We start from the raw sequence: 16,152 nt of genomic DNA, 5'->3' as shown, positions 1-16,152 counted from the left end.
CGGGTACGCTGGACACATGAAGGAAAAGGGCCGGAAGGTGATCGCGCAGAACCGTCGGGCCCGGCACGACTACACGATCCTGGAGGAGTTCGAGGCCGGGGTCGCGCTGAAGGGGACCGAGGTGAAGAGCCTCCGTCTGGGGCGGGCGTCGATGGCCGACGCGTTCGCCACCATCGACGACGGGGAGATCTTCCTGCGCGGTCTGCACATCCCGGAGTACGTCCGCGGGAGCTGGACCAACCACGAGCCGCGCCGCACCCGCAAGCTGCTGCTGCACCGCGGTGAGATCGACCGGTTGATGGGCAAGACCCGGGAGGGCGGGCTCACGCTCGTGCCGCTGTCGTTGTACTTCAACGACGGCAAGGTCAAGTGCGAGATCGCGCTCGCCCGCGGCAAGAAGGACTACGACAAGCGCCGCGACCTGGCCAAGAAGGACGCCCAGCGGGAGATCGCCCGCGCCGTCGGTCGCGCCGCGAAGGGCCGCGCGCGCAGCCTGGGCTGAGCCCGGCACCTCCGGGCCGCCGCAGGCCCGGCCGGCCCCCGCACCGCGGCCTAGGGTGGGGGCCGTGGATCTCCCCGTGCCACCCCGCGACGACGCCGACGTGCCGCGCTGGACCGCCGAGCTCGGCCTGCCCGGCCTGGTCGACGTGCACGTGCACTTCCTGCCCGAGCGCATGCTGCAGAAGGTCTGGGCGTACTTCGACCAGGCCCGGACGCACTACGGCACCCCGTGGCCGGTGCAGTACCGGCTGTCCGAGCAGGAGCGCTACGAGGTGCTGGAACGGCTCGGCGTGCTCGCGTTCGCGCCGCTGACCTACCCGCACAAGCCGGGTATGGGCGAGTGGCTGACCGGCTGGGCCCGCGAGTTCGCCGACGCCCACCCGCGGGCCGTCCGGACCGCGACGCTGTACCCGGAACCGTCGGTCGTCGACTACCTGGGCCGTGCCGTCGAGGCAGGCGCGCGGATGGTCAAGGTGCACGTCCAGGTCGGTGCGTTCGACCCGCGTGATCCGCTGCTGCGCGACGCCTGGGGACTGCTGGCCGACGCCGGGGTCCCGGCCGTCGTGCACTGCGGGGACGGTCCGATCCCGGGCCGGCACACCGGGCTCGGGATCTTCGCCGAGGTGCTCGAGGCGCACCCGGCGCTGCGGATCGTGCTGGCGCACGCGGGCATGCCGGACTTCCGCGGTGCGCTGGAGCTGCTGGAACGGTTCCCGAACCTGGTGCTGGACACGACGATGGTCGGCACCGCGTTCTCCGAGCGGCTCGCGCCGCTGCCCGCGGACTGGCCGGCCCGTCTCGCGCGGTTCCCGGGGCGCGTGGTGCTCGGATCCGACTTCCCGAACATCCCCTACCCGTACGCCGAGCAGCTGGCCGCGATCCACGAGTGGGCCGCCGCCGAGCCGGCCCTCGGCGCCGCCTTCCTGCGCTCGGTCCTCCACGACGCGCCGGCCGAGCTGCTGGGCGTCGCGGACCGGCCGGCGTCCCCGATCTCCGAGGAGTCCCCGTGGTGAACCCGCAGCACGACCCGGCCGGCGGTGCCGAGCCGGTGGACATCGCCGTCTACGGGGCCACCGGTTTCGTGGGGGAGCTGACCGCCCGCCATCTCGCCGAGAACGCCCCGCCCGGGGTGCGGATCGCGCTCGCCGGGCGGTCCGCGGCGAAGCTCGCCGCGACCAGGGCGAACCTGCCCCTCGCGGCCCGGGAGTGGCCGCTGATCGTCGCCGACTCCGCGGACCGGGCGGCGACCGACCGGCTCGCCGCGGCCGCCCGCGTCGTGCTGACCACGGTCGGTCCGTACGCGAAGTACGGACGCGGGCTCGTCGAGTCCTGCGCCCGGGCCGGGACGCACTACGCCGACCTGACCGGTGAGGTGCTGTTCGTCCGGGACGTCATCGACCGCCTCCACGGCGTCGCCGAAGCCAGCGGGGCCCGGATCGTGCACTCCTGCGGTTACGACTCGATCCCGTCCGACCTGGGCGTCTGGCTCGCCCACACCGCGGCGGCGGCGGACGGCGCCGGTGGGCTGACGGAGGTGCGGACGGTGGCCACGATGCGCGGCGGGGTCAGCGGCGGCACGATCGACTCGCTGCGCGGCCACATCGACGCCGTCCGCACCGACCCGGTGCGGCGGCGGCTGGCCGCCGACCCGCACACGCTGAGCCCGGACCGCGCCGCCGAGCCCACACCGTCGCAGCCCGCCGACGCCGGGCCGCCCGCCCGGCTCGACGACGGCACCTGGACGGCACCGTTCGTGATGGCGTCGTACAACACCCGCATCGTGCGCCGCTCGAACGCGCTGCTCGGCCACGCGTACGGGCCCGGCCTGCGCTACGGGGAGCTGCAGGGCTGCGGCACCGGACCGGTCGGCGCGGTCGCCGCGGCCGGTGTCACCGGCGGGCTCGGCCTGCTGGTGGGTGCCTTCATGGTCCCGGTGCTCCGGCCGCTGCTCGACCGGGTGCTGCCCGCGCCGGGTACCGGCCCGTCGGAACGGACCCGGGAACGCGGGTGGTTCCGGATGGACGTGCGGGCCCGGACCGAGTCGGGCCGCCGCTACCGGGTGACGGTCGCCGGCCCGGGTGATCCCGGGTACGCCGCGACCGCGGTGATGCTGGGGGAGAGCGGGCTCGCGCTCGCCCTCGGCGGCTCGGCGCTGCCGGACCGGGCCGGGTCGCTGACCCCGGCCACCGCGATGGGGGACGTGCTCGTCGACCGGCTGCGGGCGGCCGGGCACACCTACCGGGTGTCGCGGGCCTGATCTGCCCGGGGTGGCCCGGCCTCGTTCGTCGCCGAGCAGCCGGCGGGAACCGGAATGATCCGCGGGCCGCGGGGCGTTATGCTGGGCGTCCGCGCGGGTACGCTCGGGCGGACACCAGGTGGACACCTACCTGACCAGGGGGTGAACGGTTTCGACTCCGATCGTTGATCGAGGTGAAGCGTGCCGAGGAAGGCGACGATGATCTCGTTAACCATGCGTCGCAAAAAAATAAGTGCCGACAACAGTCGCACTGCCCCGCAGAGCGCTTACGCGCTCGCTGCCTGATAACCAGGTAGGGGCTGTCGGGCCGGAGGCGTCCCCGCTCCGGTTCCCGGCATCATTCAGGGGACTCACCCTGTGGCTCGGCCGCGGAGCCACAGGGGACATCTCACAGCGGCTGGGATCGTCACACCGGCTTGTTCGCGTGACCGGTGGATCCGAGTAGAGACGGAGCGAACTGCGCACGGAGAAGCCCTCGTGAACCGACGGAGGACCCGGGTTCGATTCCCGGCACCTCCACCACCACTGCGGCGGCCCCGTCCCGGACTATCCGGGGCGGGGCCGCCGTCGTTCTGCGGAGGGCGGTGGTGCGGTGAGAGGGTGGCGGTATGCGTGTCTCCGTGGACAAGGATCTGTGCATCGGCGCCGGGCAGTGCGTCGTCGCCGCACCGGACGTGTTCGACCAGGACGACGACGGCATCGTCGAGCTGCTCACCGATCACCCCGCCGAGACGGACCGGGCCGCGGTCGAGGAGGCCGAGCAGGTCTGCCCGGCGAGGGTGATCGTGGTCGAGGACTGAACAGGGCCGGCGACCGGACGGTCCGGGGGCCTCACACGATCGCGACGCCGATCAGCGTGCCCACCAGGTAGGTCGCGCAGGCCGCGAGGGCTCCGAAGGCGAGCTGGCGCAGCGCCGCCCCCCACCAGGTCCGCGAGGTGAACCGGGAGGTGAGCGCCCCGGCGACCAGCAGGCCGAGGCCGCCGACCGCGAGGCCGAGCACCAGCGACGAGTACCCGAGCAGGAACGTCACCAGCGGGATGATCCCGCCCACCACGAACGCCGCGAACGACGAGGTCGCCGCGACCCACGGGGACGGCCGGTCGTCCAGGCTGACGCCCAGCTCCTGGGTGAGGTGCACCCGCAGGGCCAGCTCCGGATCGGCGTGCACCTCGCGGGCCACGGCGGCGGCGGTCTGCTCGGACAGGCCCATCTCGCGGTAGGCGCGGGCGAGCTCGTACTGCTCGGCCCGCGGATGCCGGGCGAGCTCGCGTCGCTCGACGGACACCTCGGCGTCGACGGCGTCGTTCTGGGTGCCGACCGAGGCGAACTCGCCGAGCGCCATCGAGAACGCGCCGGCGCCGACACCGGCCATCCCGGTCAACACGATCAGGTCGCGGTCCGCGCCGCCACCACCCACTCCGGCGATGAGTGCGATCGTGGTGACGAGCCCGTCCATCGCCCCGAACGTCGCCGCCCGCAGCCAGCCACCGGACACGTCCCGATGGTGGTGGTCCTGCTGGTGCTCGGCCAGCTCCGCGGCCAGCTCCGGATCCTTCATGAACCGGATGATAGGCCGCTGACCTGCACGGACAAGGTCCTGAACGGGACCACCGCGCCGGCGGGGAGATGCCACAGCGGTGTCGTCCGCCCGGACGTGTGAACCGCGCGGCGCCGGCCGCTCGCTAGGCTCCCGCCGTGAGATCCGCTCGACCGCTCGACGTCGCGGGCACCGTGGTGCGGCTCGGGCTGGCGGCCGTGTGGCTGGTCTCCGGCATCGGCAAGCTCGCCGATCCGTTGCAGGCGGCCGTCGCGGTCGACGCCTACGAGGTCCTGCCCGCCCCGGCCGTCCCGTTCGTCGCGACGGTCCTCCCGCTGCTGGAGCTGGCGCTCGGCGCGCTGCTGCTCCTCGGCGTCGGTACCCGGCTGGCGGCGGTGGTGAGCGCGCTGCTGCTGGTCGGGTTCGTGATCGGGCTCGTACAGGCCTGGGCGCGGGGTCTGTCCATCGACTGCGGCTGTTTCGGCGGGGGCGGACCGGTGGAGCCGGGGGAGGAGCGGTACCTGTCGTCGCTGCTGCGCGACCTCGGTTTCCTGGGGCTGGCTGTCTGGTTGTCGGTGCGCCCGCGCACACTGCTGGCGGTGGACCGGATCGGGCACGGCCGGACGAACGCCGACCGGGTGCCCGACGAGAGCGTCGCCGGCCGGGGCGCGTCCCGCGGCGCCGGGCCCGAGGTGGACGGCCCGGCCGTCGACGACCGGCCGGGCGCGGACCCGGTGGCCCGTGGCCCGGGATCGGCCCGGGCGGGGAACGAACGGGGCGGATGAGGGGCCGGGCCGATGCGGCCCCGCGGTGGTGAGCAGAGCAGGGAGCGGGCCCGGGCGGGCCGGTGGCGGGCGATCGCGACCGGCTCCCGGGGCCGGTGACACGTCCGGCGGGAGCCGGCCGCGCGGAGAGGAACAGCGATGACACAGTCGGAGCGGGAGCGACGGGCGGCCGCACAGGCGCGGTTGCAGGCGGCCGGGATCACCCCGCCCAAGAAGTCCGGTCTCGGGGCCCGCGGCGTGGTGATCGGCGCCGTGGTCCTGGTCGTCGCACTCGCCGCCGGGCTCTACCTGGCGTGGCAGAACTACACCGCAGGCGCCGAACCCGCGTACCCGGTCGCCCGCGACGGCGCCGTCGTCCGGGCGGGCGACCAGGCCGCGCCGGTCACCATCGACGTCTACGAGGACTATCTCTGTCCGACCTGCCAGCAGTTCGAGCGCATCTACCGCGACCAGCTCACGCGGGGCATGAACGAGGGCAAGATCAAGGTCAACTACCACACGATCGCGATCCTGGACGACCGTTCCGCACCCCCGGGGTACTCCACCCGGGCCGGCAACGCCGCGCTCTGCGCGGTGGACGCCGGGATCTACCCGGCCTACCACTCGCGGCTCTACGTCGACCAGCCGCGCCAGGGCACCGCCGGTCTGACGATCGAGCAGCTGACCGCGCTCGGTACCGAACTGGGCGCGACGGGCGACTTCGGCGGATGTGTCGCCGCGCAGGGCGGGACGGGTTCGATCGTCGACGCGACCGATGCGGCGGTGGCGAACCCGGCCGCCGCTCCGCAGGGGCGTTTCGCCACCCCGACGGTGCTGGTGGACGGCCGGATGGCCGACCTCACCAACGCGGACTGGCTGTCGGACGTCACCTGAGGGCGCTCACCGGGACGTCCGGACGGTGAGCCTGGGCAGGAACCACTGGATCAGCGGTCCGACACCGAGCGCGTAGGCCACGGTCACGACGCCGAACGTGCCGCCGAGCAGCCACCCGGTGAGCACCACCGTCACCTCGATCGCGGTCCGGACCGCGCGCACCGAGCGACCGGTCCGGGCCGCGAGACCGGTCATCAGGCCGTCCCGCGGTCCCGGACCGAGCCCGACGCCGACGTAGGCGGCGGTCGCCGCCGCGTTGAGGACGATCCCGGCGGCCGCGAGCGCGGCCCGCGCCCAGAGCCCGTCCACCACCGGCACGACGGCCAGCGCACCGTCGATCACCAGCGCGATCACGACGACGTTCGCGACGGTCCCGATGCCGGGCCGCTCCCGCAACGGGATCCACGCCAGCAGCACCACCACCCCGATCAGGGCGGTGACCGCGCCGATCGGGAGACCGCTGCGCAGCGCGACACCCTGGTGCAGGACGTCCCACGGCATCGAGCCGAGGCCGGCCCGCATCATCAACGCCATGGAGAACGCGTACGCCACCAGCCCCACCAGGAGCTGGATCAGTCGACGGCGTCTCCGCGGCATCCGCAGCGACCAACGCGAGCCGCCCTTCTGGTCGATCGTCACGTGAGGGCATCCTGCCCCCGGACCGGCCACGTGTCTGCGATCCAATCGAAGGGAAGTGGACTGATCCATGGACGGGATCGGAGCGGCGGCGCTGGCCGGGCTGTGCGGGGACCTCCGGCGTGCCCGCGGCCCGGCGTACCGTGCGCTCGCCGACGCGATCCGGGTGCTCGTCGGTGACGGCCGGCTCCCGGCCGGCACCCGGCTCCCGGCGGAGCGGGCGCTCGCGGAGCGGCTCCGGGTCAGCCGGATCACCGTCACGCACGCGTACCGGGAGCTGCGGGACGACGGGTGGGCGGATGCGCTGCGGGGTTCCGGCACCTGGGTACGGCTGCCCGACGGCCTCTCCCACGTCGACGGGGCCTGGGTGCCCGGGCCGGCCCGGGGCGGGATGATCGACCTGGCGCACGCCGCCCCGGCCGCGCCCCCGCAGATGCCCGAGCTGGTCCGGAAGGCGGTACGACGTCGTCACCGTCGGCGGGGCCAGCAAGATCGCCTGGGGCGGGCTGCGGCTGGGGTGGATCAGGGCGGCAGCCGAACCGGCCGCGCGGATGCGGCGGCGGTTGGCCCGTGCCCAGATCGCGCAGCCCGTGCTGGAACAGCTGATCGCGGTCGAGGTGCTCGATGCGCTCGACGCGATCCGCGCTCAGCGGACCGCCGAGCTGCGACGACGCCGGGACCGGCTGGTCGGCGAGCGCGCCGCGGTACTGCCCGAGTGGCGGGTGGCCGTCCCGAGCGGTGGATTGGTGCTCTGGTGCGACCTCGGTGCCGACCTGTCGACGGCGCTGACGGCGGTGGCGCCCCGGTTCGGGCTCACGCTCGCGCCGGGGCCGGGGTTCGGTGCCGGGCACGCCTTCGAGGACCGGTTGCGGCTGCCCTTCACCCATCCCGAGCCGGTGCTCGCCGAGGCGGTCGGACGACTGCGCCGGGCGCTGGACGAGGTCGTCGGGGGCCCGTCGACACCGGTCGCGCCGGTGAACCGGCCGGGCTCGTCGTGTAGTCCTCAGGCGAGAGCGGCGGCGCCGGCCTCGACGAGGTCGTCGACCGGTGCCTCGATGTCCAGGGTGGCTCCGGCCTCACCGCCGGCGAGCGGCTCCAGGGTGTCGAGCTGGGAGGTGAGCAGAGCAGGCGGCATGAAGTGCCCGGCGCGCCCGGCCATCCGGGCCGCCAGGACCTCGCGCCGACCGGTCAGGTGCAGGAACGTGGTGCGCGGTGCGTGTACCCGGATCCGGTCCCGGTAGGCCTGGCGCAGCGCCGAGCAGGCGATGACCAGGCCGTCGTGCTCGTGGGCGGCGAGTTCGGCACCCACCGCGTCCAACCAGGGCCACCGATCGTCGTCGGTGAGGGGGACGCCGGCGCTCATCTTGGCGACGTTCGCCGCGGGATGCAGGCCGTCGGCGTCGGTGAAGGCGACGCCGAGCCGCTGGGCCAGCGCTGCGCCGACGGTCGACTTGCCGGATCCCGACACCCCCATCACCACGATCAGCGGTGCTCGCCGGACATACTGCGGCTGGTGCGTCACGGCGACGGGCTCCTCGGTGCGGCGGCTTCGGCACGCGTGCCGGAGGGATCCGGCGCGCGCTGCCCAGCCTGCGTCATAAGTAGTACTTATTCAAGTGCGTATCGATTCAGATATGGTGAGTGTGCGAGCATTCGCCTGATGAGTGTCGGGACCGGGGGCAGCGGAGCGGGTCTGCATGCCGATGTCGTGGACCGGATCGGTGCGCTCGTCGCGGGCGGCGGCGTCGCTCCGGGGACCGTCCTGCGGGCCGACGAGCTCGGTGAGCGCTACGGGGTGTCACGGACCGTCGTGCGCGAGGCCGTCCGGGTTCTCGAGTCGATGGGATTGGTGCAGAGCAGGCGCCGGGTCGGGACGACGGTGGCGCCCCGTGACCGGTGGAACGTGCACGATCCCCGGGTGATCCGCTGGCGCCTCGACGGGGCGGAGCGGGCGGTGCAGCTCCGGTCGCTGTCGGAGCTGAGGCAGGGGGTCGAGCCCGTGGCCGCCCTGCTGGCGGCGACCCGGGCGACACCGGTGCAGTGTGGTGAGCTGGTCGGCGCGGTCATGGACATGGCGGTGCACGGACGCAGTGGTGACCTCGCGGCGTATCTCGACGCCGACGTGCGGTTCCACCGGACGTTGCTCGCCGCGTCCGGCAACGAGATGCTGGCCGCACTGGGTGGGATGGTGGCGGAGGTACTCGCCGGGCGGACCCGGCACCACCTGATGCCGGCGCGACCGGAGCCGGCGGCGATCAGACTGCACGGTGACGTCGCCGACGCGGTCCGGTGCGGGGACGGGGTCGCGGCGGAGACGGCGATGCGCGCGATTCTCACCGAGGCCGCGTCAGCGATGAGCATGGGCACCGAGGCCGCGTCAGCGATGAGCATGGGCACCGAGGCCGCGCCGGGGCCGGGCGCCGACGGCACGGCCGCCGGCACAGCGGACGGTGAGGCCGGTTCGGACGGACGAGTGTGGACACCCACGACCACGCCGGACCGATGATCGCGTCGAGCGGCCGGTGGCCCGCGGCGTTCGATCCTCCACGATCGACGACGCGCAGAGCGTTGCACCGGGGGACGCGCCGTGGTGGCGTTACCGGACGCACGCCGGCGTCGAACGGGTGAGATTATCTCGCAATGTCCGTGCACAACGTGACCGGGGAACTGCAGCGCCTCGGCATGTCAGGCTACGAGGCCAAGGCCTACGTGGCGCTGGTCCTCGCTGCGGAACCGATCAACGGTTACGAGGTCGCGAAGCGCTCCGGGGTTCCACGCAGCGCCGTGTACGAGACCCTCGGCAAGCTGGTCGGACGTGGTGCCGCGTACGAGGTGCGCACCCACGACGACGCGATCGGCTACGTCCCGCTCCCTCCCCGATCGTTGCTGGAGCGCATGCGCCGCGACTTCGACCGCACGATCCACATCCTGGAGGACGAGCTGCCCCGCCTCGTCTCGCCGTCACCGGTGCGGTTGGTGCACTCGCTGGCTGAGCGCTGCACGCTGCTGGAGCGGGCCGAGGACGTCGTCACCGCGGCCGAGGGTGAGCTGTACATCTCGGGCTGGCCGGAAGACCTCGAGGGGTTGACGCCGGGGGCCCGCCGCGCTGAGGAACGGGGCGTCAGCGTGCGTCGCGTGGTGTTCGGGCCGGTCGGGGAGCCTCTCGGCTGGAGCACGGAGCACCGGTTCTCCGCTCCGGAGACGGTGGAGCAGAACCTGGGGCAGCGATTGCTGGTCGTCGTGGCGGACCGCGGTCAGGCGGTGATCGGCGGGCTGACCGCCGACCGCGCCTGGGGCATGTACACCGACGACCCGGCGACCGTCCTGCTCGCGGTCGACTACGTGCGCCACGACATCGCCATGCACGTCGTGGCCGACCGCTACGCCGACCACGGGTTCGACGAGTTCTGGGCCGACGACCCGGCGCTGCGGCGGCTGCGCGACGTGGGCGGCCCGGGCCGGGAGCGGGCCGGCTGATTTCGCACCTCCCGCGCGCGGCTCGATCGGCCGGGACGGGGACGCGGTCGCGGCATGGCCGAACCGGAGGTGTGAGTGGCTCGGTCGGAGGGGCACCCCCCTCTCGGGGCCCGGGACGGCGGCGTGTACTGTTCTCCATGTCGTAAGGGGCTGTGGCGCAGCTGGTAGCGCACTTGACTGGCAGTCAAGGGGTCAGGGGTTCGAATCCCCTCAGCTCCACCCTTCTTCATCAGCCAGAACTCCGGTTCTGGCTTTTTTCTCGCCCGGGTGCACGCCCTGGTGAGTGACTATCTGAGTGACTACGGGCGTCAGCCCGAGTCGCCGTCGTCGGCGGGGAAGATCTCGTCCATCGCGATGGCGCCGTGCTCCAGCACCGGGCGGAGCTGCTGCCGGTACACGGCCTCGGTGACAGCGGTGCCGCTGTGCCCGACCAGGCGGGAGATGTGCTCCAAGGGGACTCCCGAGTCCGAGAGCAGCGATACGAAGCTGTGCCGCAGCTCGCGTGGCGTCCACTCAGCGGCGTTCAGCCCGGCGTCAGCAACGACCCTGCGGAAGGACCGGCGGACGTTGTGCGCGTCCAGTTCGGTGCCGTTCCGGGTCGCGAACACGAGGTCCTCGGGTGCGGTCGACACATCCGAGCGCTCTGCGTGTGCCCGTAGCGCCCTGACCGCGCGGATCGGTATCGCCAGGCGCCTGCGGGAGCGCCGAGTCTTGGTCTCGCCGTCCATCCGGACGGACCGCAGGACCGAGACGGACGGCGGTACGGGCGGGTCCTTGTCCGGGTCGCCGGTCAGGTCGACGTGCGTCCAGCGCATAGCACGCAGTTCCTCCGTACGAGCCCCAGTGAGTAGCGACAGCACGATGTAGGCGCGCATCGAGCTGGACTCGGCGGCACGCAGCAGATGCTCAGCCTGCGTGAACGTCAGGGACTTGGATCGGCGTCCGGCACGTCCGGTCGGTACCGAGCACAGCTCGACGACGTTGCGCATGACCTTGTCGCGCGCCATCGCATGCCGCACAGCGCGGTTCAGCAACGAGTGCATCAGCCGAAGGGTCCGCGTGCTCACAGCTTTGGAGGCCTCGCGGAGCCATCGGTCGACATCGTCGGCGGTCAGGTCCCGGAGCTTCCGTCCGCCGAGCTTCGCCACGATGCGCTTCTTGGCGATCGTCGTGTAGTTCGAGACAGTCGCGGGGGATCTGCCGGTCAGCCCGTAGGCCAGCCAGTCGTGAACCACGTCCGCCACGGTGTAGCTACTCGCGGCTGCGACCGACGTCCCGTTCTCCTGGTCGCGCAGGATCTCACGCAGCTTGGCCTTGGCCGCGGTCTTCGTCGTGCCGCTGGCCTTGCGGGTGATCCGCTTGCCCCTGCCGTCGAAGCCGATCGTGGCGGTGGCGATCCAGCGCTGGCGCGACTCATCCCAGTGGAGGCCGCCTTCCCCACGGCTTCGCCGGGTGGTCATGACGCGACCTGGTGATCGTCGGAATCGGCGGCCTCACGTTCCAGGAGGGCGACGTAGTCGGTGATGGCCGAGGCCGGGATCAGGCGGGTCCGTCCGACGTGGACCGAGCGCAGCCGTCCACAGCGCAACTGCTCGTAGATGACGCTGCGGCTCAACGAGAGGATGACCATCGCGTCGGTGACCCGGTGCAGCTCCTTGCCGGTCATGACGTACTCCTGTCGTCGAGGTGACATGCGCGGCGCTGTTCGCGTCGTCGTTCGGCGATGCCGAGTGCGATCTCTCGTTCGGCGTCGTTGCGGTGCCCGATCTGGACGACGGCCCAGTCGTTGACCACCAGCACCGCCCGGGCGTCGGTCGGGGTGTCGAGGGCGGCCAGGGTCTCGCCGAGCCGGTAGCTGCGGCGGTCGCCGCGGATCGCGCCGAACGTGGTGGAGTAGTTGCGGGACTTGGTGAGGAAGTGCCCGCGGAACCCGAGCATGTGCGCCCACCGACGCAAGTTCAGATCCTCGTACTCCTCCCGCCCGCCGAGCTCCCACGCGGTCTCGATCAGCCGTCGGTGGTGCGGAGTGATGTCGAGGTGGCGCAGGTGGGCGATGTCGCGGATCGGTCGGTCGGTCGCCTCGGACTTCCCGGTGCCCTTGGTCGCGTACTTCGCCACGTAGGCAGCCAGCGCCGAGTCGGTGATCTCACCGTCGTCGTCCTCGAGCGCGGCCGCGGTCGTGGAGGTGATGGGGCGGATGTCGACCTGGGTGCCCCAGGCGACCAGCAGCGGAGTCCCGTCCGGGCGGTCGACCACAAGGGAGACGTCCCGGGCCGCCTCGCGGATCGCGGTGTTCAACCCGTCGACGGTGATCCCGGGCGGTGGCGCGGTGGTGGGCCCGTCGGGGCCGTCGAGCCTCACAACGGCGTGGAAGTGCACCAGGCCGCGGCGTTGGTACTCCGCCACCTTGGCGTAGGAGAGTCGCACGTGGTCGCGGAACTCGCGCACCTTGACCCCGAGCATCCCGGCCAGGATGCGGCGCAGCCGGATGGCGAACCGGTTCCACAGCTTCCCGGCGTGGACCTGCCAGAGCACGGCGCCCACATAGTCGTGGGTGGTCGGGTCGAGTGTGGTGCCGATGCGGGGGTCGTCGCGGTGATGCTTGTCCCCGCACCGGCAGGGCACGACCAGGCCGCGGGCGGTGACCCGGCGGGAGTGCACCGGCCCGAACGACGGCGCAGTCAGCGTGATGAACAGCCGTGGATGCGCAGCCGCGGTGTCGGGGACGCCCTTCCCGCCGGCCATCCCTGCGCGGAGGAGGTGGTAGGCGTCGGAGGCGTAGCGGTCCGAGCAGGCGGGGCACACCGAGGCTCGGCGGTTGCCGCAGGGGGCGAGGATGTCGCCTTCGCGTTCGGTGAGGACGGTGCCGGTGGCGCGGTCGTAGATCCGCGACGATCCGGTGAGGTGGATGGGTGCGGCGCAGCCGCCGATGGCGGTGACCTCGCGGCGCCAGTGCTGGAAGCCGGTGGAGCGCAGCAGGTGTGACAAGTCCGCATCGTGCTGGTCGTGCTGGGTGGTTGTGGCAGCCGTGTTCACGGCATCCCTCCCGGGGACTCTGTGGCAGATGGGGGCTCCGGTCCCGCTGGGAGCTGGTCTCACACGGCGGGACCGGGCCGTGGGCTCTCAGCGCCGGTGGAGGCGGTGTTCGTGGTCGATCTCGACCGGGCCCGGGGTGTAGCCGTGGTAGCGGGCCAGCAGCCGGGCCGCGGCCCGGTAGGAGGAGGCGTGGCCGACGAGGGCGCCGTGGTCGTTCTCGACGCGGTAGCGGCCCTCGTCGCGCAGCACGGTGCCGCCCTGTCCGGTGTCGCCCAGGCAGACCAGGGCCTTGCCGGGTGCTACGACGTCGACGCCGATCAGCCCGGTCGAGCGCTGCGCCGCCTTCCTCGGTGCCGGTGCCGGTGTGGGGACCGAGATCGGGCGTAGGTGGGTCCAGCGGGACACCATGTCGCGGGTCTGCTTCGGGACCAGTACCGAGCGGGCCGGTCCTTCTTCGCGTGCGTGGTGGAGGTGGTGGCTGCCGCCGAGGCGCAGGTGTCCGGTGTCGAGGAGCTGGACCACGGTGTCCCCGTCATGCCGGGAGACCGCGTCCGCGCATCCCGGGCGAGCGGGATCGGCCCGCAGCACCAGCCCGGAACGCTCGACCACGAACAGGCCTGGATCCTGGGCGAGGGTGACGATGCGGGCGACCTCGCGCGGGTCCTGCGTCGCCATCGGGCCGTGCTCGGTTGTCTCGACGGTGACCGGGTCGCCGAACAGGGCGCCCTGCACGGTGCCGGTCATGCTGACCACCACCAGGTGGAGCGGGCCTCCCAGGACCATTCGCGGGCGAGCTGGCGGATCACGTACCACTCGGCGACCAGCGCACCGGCGGTGATGACCCAGAACCATCCCGAGTCGCTGCCGAGGGAGAGCCACGCGCCGCCGACGATCAGCGCGAAGAGCAGGGTGAACTTGGCCCAGGTGCGCAGCACCCATCCGGTGGTCGTCCCCATCAGGCGGCCCCCCGATCTGTGTCGCCCTCGGTGTCGTCGTCGTGGAGATCGATCACCTCAGCTGCGGGCGCTGGTGTGCAGCGTCCGACGAGTTCGGTGATGTCGTCGTCGGCCACGTAGGCGGCCCGGAACCGGACCGGCAGCCGCGACCCCTTGTCGATGACGAACCCGATCCCCGCATGCCGGGCGTCCCCGGGGATCTCATCGGCCAGGGCTCCCCGCTCCCGTGCGCCCTCGCCGAGGACCATGTCGACGTGGCTCGCGGCGGTGACGCCGAGGCAGATCCGCTGAGTGAACAACTCCCGCACGTCCACGACGTCCTTGGACGGCTCCTGCAGGTAGCCGTGGACGGCGAACAGCGACGCCCGGCCCTGGGTCATCACCTCGGCCAGCAGCCGCAACGCATCCCGCACGCTCGACCGGTCGCCGTAGGCGGTGAGCATGGCCATCTCGTCGATCACCAGCAGCTCCACCGGCGTCCCCACACTCGGGGTGCAGGCGCGGATGTTCTGCTCGCGCATGTCGTCCTGCCGGTCCCGCATCGCATCGCGGAACTCGGCCAGCAGGTCGAGGGCCTGGCCCATCGAGGTCGCGTAGCGGTGGAACAACGGGCCGCCCTGCTCGGTCTCCACCCCACCCTTGAGGTCCACCATCCAGACCCGCACGATGCCGTCGCGGATGCACGGCCCGACCCCACGCAGCGTCGACCACAGCACCGAGCCCTTCCCGGCCCCGGACGCGCCGGCCACGAGGCGATGCCCGCCGATGACGGGGGCGGTGAAGGGTTCGCCGCGCTCGTTGTCGCCGATCTCCACCGCACCCAGGTCCACGTCCTCGGCCTGTTCGGGGATGTCGGGGGCGGGGATCGTGCGAGTGAACGGCAGCTCCCACTCGATCACGATCGCGACCACGCCCGGGCGGTGCCGGGTGATCGCCACGCGGTGCGCGATCAGCCTCCCACAGGATCGAGGAGCGCTCTTGCCAGTAGGCGACGTCCTGGCCGCGGACCATCCGCACGTAGACGGTGTCGATCGAGGACGACGACGACCGGACCCGCAGGATCCGCGGGACGAGCTGGTCGCCGGTGTGGCGGTGTTCGCGTGTGAGTCCGGTGTCGGTCATGAGCTGTGCCCAGCGGCGGCCGCGGTAGACCGTCCACCGCCGCCACACGGCCCGCAGAGCAGGAGCGGCGAACCGGTCGAAGCTCGCCGGATGCACACGCCCCCACACCGTCACCGAGACGACCAAGGCGCCGAGCACGACGATCGTGGTGAGCGGGCCGAGCATCAACGCCAGCCCGACGACGATGAGCGGGACGGCGACGAATCCGGGATGCCGGGCCAGCCACGCCAGGGCCTGGAACTCGCGCCCCGGGGGCCGGGTGGCACGCCCGCCACGGGTGCGTGCGGGTCCGTTGATGCGGGTTGCTGAACTATGCTTGGTCATTGCTACCAGTCCTCACCAGAGTTGTCGGGTAGCACGGGGCGTCCGCTGTGTGTTTCCGCCAAGAATCCGTGCAGCGGACGCCCCCACCACCCGACGTGGGGTCATTTCTGTTCGCGCAACGCACCGCGCGCCGAGTCGAGCTGCACCGTCAGATGCGCGACATCGCGGGCGAGATTGTCGTGAGTGTTCTTGAACCCACCCGTCCGGTACGGAATCCCATGCAGCGAGCGTTTGAGTTCGCGCATCGCGGCGTCGATGTCCTCCACCGCCCGATCCACAGCCTTCGACATGTCATTTTCTCCATTCGCGGGACACCAGCTCGGCCTCCCACTTCTTCGCCGACGCGGACATGACGCGCAGGGAGCGGTGGGCCTTCTTCGCCGCCGCGCTCATCTCCTCCCCGCTCGCTCTCGACCACGCGTGCCGAGCGGTGACACCGGCCTTGGCCGAGCCACCTTTAACGGACTTGCGCTCACCGCGGCGTTCGGCATCGCGTGCCTTGGCAGCGAGCTTCTCCGCCTCGGCCAGGGCGTCCCCGACCAGCTGCAACGCCCGCCAGAACTCGCCGTACTTGCGCAGCGCACGCCGGTTCACCTTCGGCAGCGTCTTGACCCGGTCCCGAGCCCCGAGACTCAGCGCCATGACC

The 16,152-nt window shown here is 72.3% G+C and carries 20 protein-coding genes, 1 tRNA gene and 1 other RNA gene; 11 read left to right on the top strand and 11 right to left on the bottom strand.

All coding sequences use genetic code 11. The features are described 5' to 3' along the window. Positions 1-16: 16 nt before the first annotated feature. From smpB to AB0J24_RS26880, 5 genes are all read left to right on the top strand, one after another. Positions 17-502, top strand: a complete 486-nt coding sequence (smpB, locus tag AB0J24_RS26900; protein ID WP_358686426.1) for an SsrA-binding protein SmpB — start codon at positions 17-19, stop codon at positions 500-502. A gap of 64 nt (positions 503-566) precedes the next feature. Next, positions 567-1,514, top strand: coding sequence for an amidohydrolase family protein (locus AB0J24_RS26895; protein WP_358686424.1), 948 nt, complete (start codon positions 567-569; stop codon positions 1,512-1,514). Continuing rightward, entirely contained in the window at positions 1,508-2,758 is a 1,251-nt protein-coding gene (locus AB0J24_RS26890; protein ID WP_358686421.1) for a saccharopine dehydrogenase NADP-binding domain-containing protein, read from the top strand. The genes AB0J24_RS26895 and AB0J24_RS26890 overlap by 7 nt, the downstream gene beginning before the upstream one ends. Positions 2,759-2,895: 137 nt before the next feature. Next, positions 2,896-3,280, top strand: a transfer-messenger RNA (tmRNA) gene (gene ssrA, locus AB0J24_RS26885). 86 nt (positions 3,281-3,366) lie between these two features. Beyond that, on the top strand, positions 3,367-3,558 hold the full coding sequence (locus AB0J24_RS26880) for a ferredoxin (protein ID WP_358686419.1): 192 nt from the start codon (positions 3,367-3,369) through the stop codon (positions 3,556-3,558). A gap of 31 nt (positions 3,559-3,589) precedes the next feature. Here the strand turns inward: AB0J24_RS26880 and AB0J24_RS26875 are convergent, their stop codons facing one another. Continuing rightward, the gene (locus tag AB0J24_RS26875; RefSeq protein WP_358686416.1) at positions 3,590-4,318 is read right to left on the bottom strand and encodes a VIT1/CCC1 transporter family protein; all 729 of its coding nucleotides are present in this window, start codon (positions 4,316-4,318) and stop codon (positions 3,590-3,592) included. Between the two features lie 137 nt (positions 4,319-4,455). Here AB0J24_RS26875 and AB0J24_RS26870 point away from each other — a divergent pair, with 137 nt between their 5' ends. Further along, entirely contained in the window at positions 4,456-5,082 is a 627-nt protein-coding gene (locus tag AB0J24_RS26870; protein ID WP_358686413.1) for a MauE/DoxX family redox-associated membrane protein, read from the top strand. 138 nt (positions 5,083-5,220) lie between these two features. Next, positions 5,221-5,955, top strand: a complete 735-nt coding sequence (locus AB0J24_RS26865; protein ID WP_358686411.1) for a thioredoxin domain-containing protein — start codon at positions 5,221-5,223, stop codon at positions 5,953-5,955. A 6-nt stretch (positions 5,956-5,961) separates the two neighbouring features. On the opposite strand, the gene AB0J24_RS26860 is transcribed toward AB0J24_RS26865, so the two are convergent. After that, positions 5,962-6,552 (bottom strand): hypothetical protein, encoded by a 591-nt coding sequence (locus AB0J24_RS26860; RefSeq protein WP_358686468.1) that lies wholly within the window; start codon positions 6,550-6,552, stop codon positions 5,962-5,964. Positions 6,553-6,661: 109 nt separating this feature from the next. On the opposite strand from AB0J24_RS26860, the gene AB0J24_RS26855 reads away from it, so the two are divergent. After that, positions 6,662-7,591, top strand: a complete 930-nt coding sequence (locus tag AB0J24_RS26855; protein WP_358686409.1) for a winged helix-turn-helix domain-containing protein — start codon at positions 6,662-6,664, stop codon at positions 7,589-7,591. Positions 7,592-7,594: 3 nt separating this feature from the next. On the opposite strand, the gene AB0J24_RS26850 is transcribed toward AB0J24_RS26855, so the two are convergent. After that, positions 7,595-8,113, bottom strand: a complete 519-nt coding sequence (locus tag AB0J24_RS26850) for a gluconokinase (RefSeq protein ID WP_358686407.1) — start codon at positions 8,111-8,113, stop codon at positions 7,595-7,597. A gap of 138 nt (positions 8,114-8,251) precedes the next feature. Here AB0J24_RS26850 and AB0J24_RS26845 point away from each other — a divergent pair, with 138 nt between their 5' ends. The 3 genes from AB0J24_RS26845 to AB0J24_RS26835 all read left to right on the top strand — a co-directional run bounded on the left by AB0J24_RS26845 (position 8,252) and on the right by AB0J24_RS26835 (position 10,287). Next, positions 8,252-9,097, top strand: a complete 846-nt coding sequence (locus tag AB0J24_RS26845) for a FadR/GntR family transcriptional regulator (protein WP_358686404.1) — start codon at positions 8,252-8,254, stop codon at positions 9,095-9,097. A 134-nt stretch (positions 9,098-9,231) separates the two neighbouring features. Continuing rightward, positions 9,232-10,068, top strand: a complete 837-nt coding sequence (locus tag AB0J24_RS26840; protein WP_358686402.1) for a helix-turn-helix domain-containing protein — start codon at positions 9,232-9,234, stop codon at positions 10,066-10,068. A 146-nt stretch (positions 10,069-10,214) separates the two neighbouring features. Continuing rightward, positions 10,215-10,287, top strand: a tRNA-Ala gene (locus AB0J24_RS26835). An 89-nt stretch (positions 10,288-10,376) separates the two neighbouring features. On the opposite strand, the gene AB0J24_RS26830 is transcribed toward AB0J24_RS26835, so the two are convergent. The 8 genes from AB0J24_RS26830 to AB0J24_RS26795 form a co-directional block, all read right to left on the bottom strand. Continuing rightward, positions 10,377-11,528: a site-specific integrase gene (locus tag AB0J24_RS26830; RefSeq protein ID WP_358686399.1), complete on the bottom strand. Its 1,152-nt coding sequence runs from the start codon at positions 11,526-11,528 to the stop codon at positions 10,377-10,379. After that, on the bottom strand, positions 11,525-11,734 hold the full coding sequence (locus tag AB0J24_RS26825; RefSeq protein ID WP_358686396.1) for a DNA-binding protein: 210 nt from the start codon (positions 11,732-11,734) through the stop codon (positions 11,525-11,527). The genes AB0J24_RS26830 and AB0J24_RS26825 overlap by 4 nt, the downstream gene beginning before the upstream one ends. Further along, positions 11,731-13,056 carry a replication initiator gene (locus AB0J24_RS26820; protein WP_358686394.1) on the bottom strand — a complete coding sequence of 442 codons (1,326 nt, stop codon included), beginning with the start codon at positions 13,054-13,056 and terminating at the stop codon, positions 11,731-11,733. The genes AB0J24_RS26825 and AB0J24_RS26820 overlap by 4 nt, the downstream gene beginning before the upstream one ends. Positions 13,057-13,191: 135 nt before the next feature. Then, a complete protein-coding gene (locus AB0J24_RS26815) occupies positions 13,192-13,848 on the bottom strand; it encodes a hypothetical protein (RefSeq protein WP_358686392.1) in 657 nt (218 codons plus the stop codon). Next, positions 13,845-14,060, bottom strand: coding sequence for a hypothetical protein (locus tag AB0J24_RS26810; RefSeq protein WP_358686390.1), 216 nt, complete (start codon positions 14,058-14,060; stop codon positions 13,845-13,847). Before AB0J24_RS26810 ends, AB0J24_RS26815 begins: the two co-directional genes overlap by 4 nt. Then, positions 14,060-14,998 carry an FtsK/SpoIIIE domain-containing protein gene (locus AB0J24_RS26805; protein WP_358686388.1) on the bottom strand — a complete coding sequence of 313 codons (939 nt, stop codon included), beginning with the start codon at positions 14,996-14,998 and terminating at the stop codon, positions 14,060-14,062. The genes AB0J24_RS26810 and AB0J24_RS26805 overlap by 1 nt, the downstream gene beginning before the upstream one ends. A 609-nt stretch (positions 14,999-15,607) precedes the next feature. After that, on the bottom strand, positions 15,608-15,796 hold the full coding sequence (locus AB0J24_RS26800) for a hypothetical protein (protein ID WP_358686386.1): 189 nt from the start codon (positions 15,794-15,796) through the stop codon (positions 15,608-15,610). A 1-nt stretch (position 15,797) separates the two neighbouring features. Continuing rightward, positions 15,798-16,148 (bottom strand): hypothetical protein, encoded by a 351-nt coding sequence (locus AB0J24_RS26795; RefSeq protein ID WP_358686383.1) that lies wholly within the window; start codon positions 16,146-16,148, stop codon positions 15,798-15,800. Positions 16,149-16,152: the final 4 nt, after the last annotated feature.

The sequence above is a fragment of the Pseudonocardia sp. NPDC049635 genome, from assembly GCF_040659795.1.
Taxonomy (GTDB): Bacteria; Actinomycetota; Actinomycetes; order Mycobacteriales; family Pseudonocardiaceae; genus Pseudonocardia.
Note: the sequence above shows the minus strand (reverse complement) of the source record. Positions and strands in the feature narration are given on the sequence as shown.

Excerpts from the sequence above, each read along its gene's own strand:
- AB0J24_RS26840 (WP_358686402.1), top strand. The coding sequence starts at position 9,232 with ATGTCCGTGCACAACGTGACCGGGGAACTGCAGCGCCTCGGCATGTCA.
- AB0J24_RS26810 (WP_358686390.1), bottom strand. The coding sequence starts at position 14,060 with ATGGGGACGACCACCGGATGGGTGCTGCGCACCTGGGCCAAGTTCACC.
- AB0J24_RS26825 (WP_358686396.1), bottom strand. The coding sequence starts at position 11,734 with ATGACCGGCAAGGAGCTGCACCGGGTCACCGACGCGATGGTCATCCTC.
- AB0J24_RS26800 (WP_358686386.1), bottom strand. The coding sequence starts at position 15,796 with ATGTCGAAGGCTGTGGATCGGGCGGTGGAGGACATCGACGCCGCGATG.
- AB0J24_RS26795 (WP_358686383.1), bottom strand. The coding sequence starts at position 16,148 with ATGGCGCTGAGTCTCGGGGCTCGGGACCGGGTCAAGACGCTGCCGAAG.
- AB0J24_RS26865 (WP_358686411.1), top strand. The coding sequence starts at position 5,221 with ATGACACAGTCGGAGCGGGAGCGACGGGCGGCCGCACAGGCGCGGTTG.
- AB0J24_RS26845 (WP_358686404.1), top strand. The coding sequence starts at position 8,252 with ATGAGTGTCGGGACCGGGGGCAGCGGAGCGGGTCTGCATGCCGATGTC.
- smpB (WP_358686426.1), top strand. The coding sequence starts at position 17 with ATGAAGGAAAAGGGCCGGAAGGTGATCGCGCAGAACCGTCGGGCCCGG.
- AB0J24_RS26860 (WP_358686468.1), bottom strand. The coding sequence starts at position 6,552 with ATGCCGCGGAGACGCCGTCGACTGATCCAGCTCCTGGTGGGGCTGGTG.
- AB0J24_RS26855 (WP_358686409.1), top strand. The coding sequence starts at position 6,662 with ATGGACGGGATCGGAGCGGCGGCGCTGGCCGGGCTGTGCGGGGACCTC.
- AB0J24_RS26830 (WP_358686399.1), bottom strand. The coding sequence starts at position 11,528 with ATGACCACCCGGCGAAGCCGTGGGGAAGGCGGCCTCCACTGGGATGAG.
- AB0J24_RS26875 (WP_358686416.1), bottom strand. The coding sequence starts at position 4,318 with ATGAAGGATCCGGAGCTGGCCGCGGAGCTGGCCGAGCACCAGCAGGAC.
- AB0J24_RS26880 (WP_358686419.1), top strand. The coding sequence starts at position 3,367 with ATGCGTGTCTCCGTGGACAAGGATCTGTGCATCGGCGCCGGGCAGTGC.
- AB0J24_RS26815 (WP_358686392.1), bottom strand. The coding sequence starts at position 13,848 with ATGACCGGCACCGTGCAGGGCGCCCTGTTCGGCGACCCGGTCACCGTC.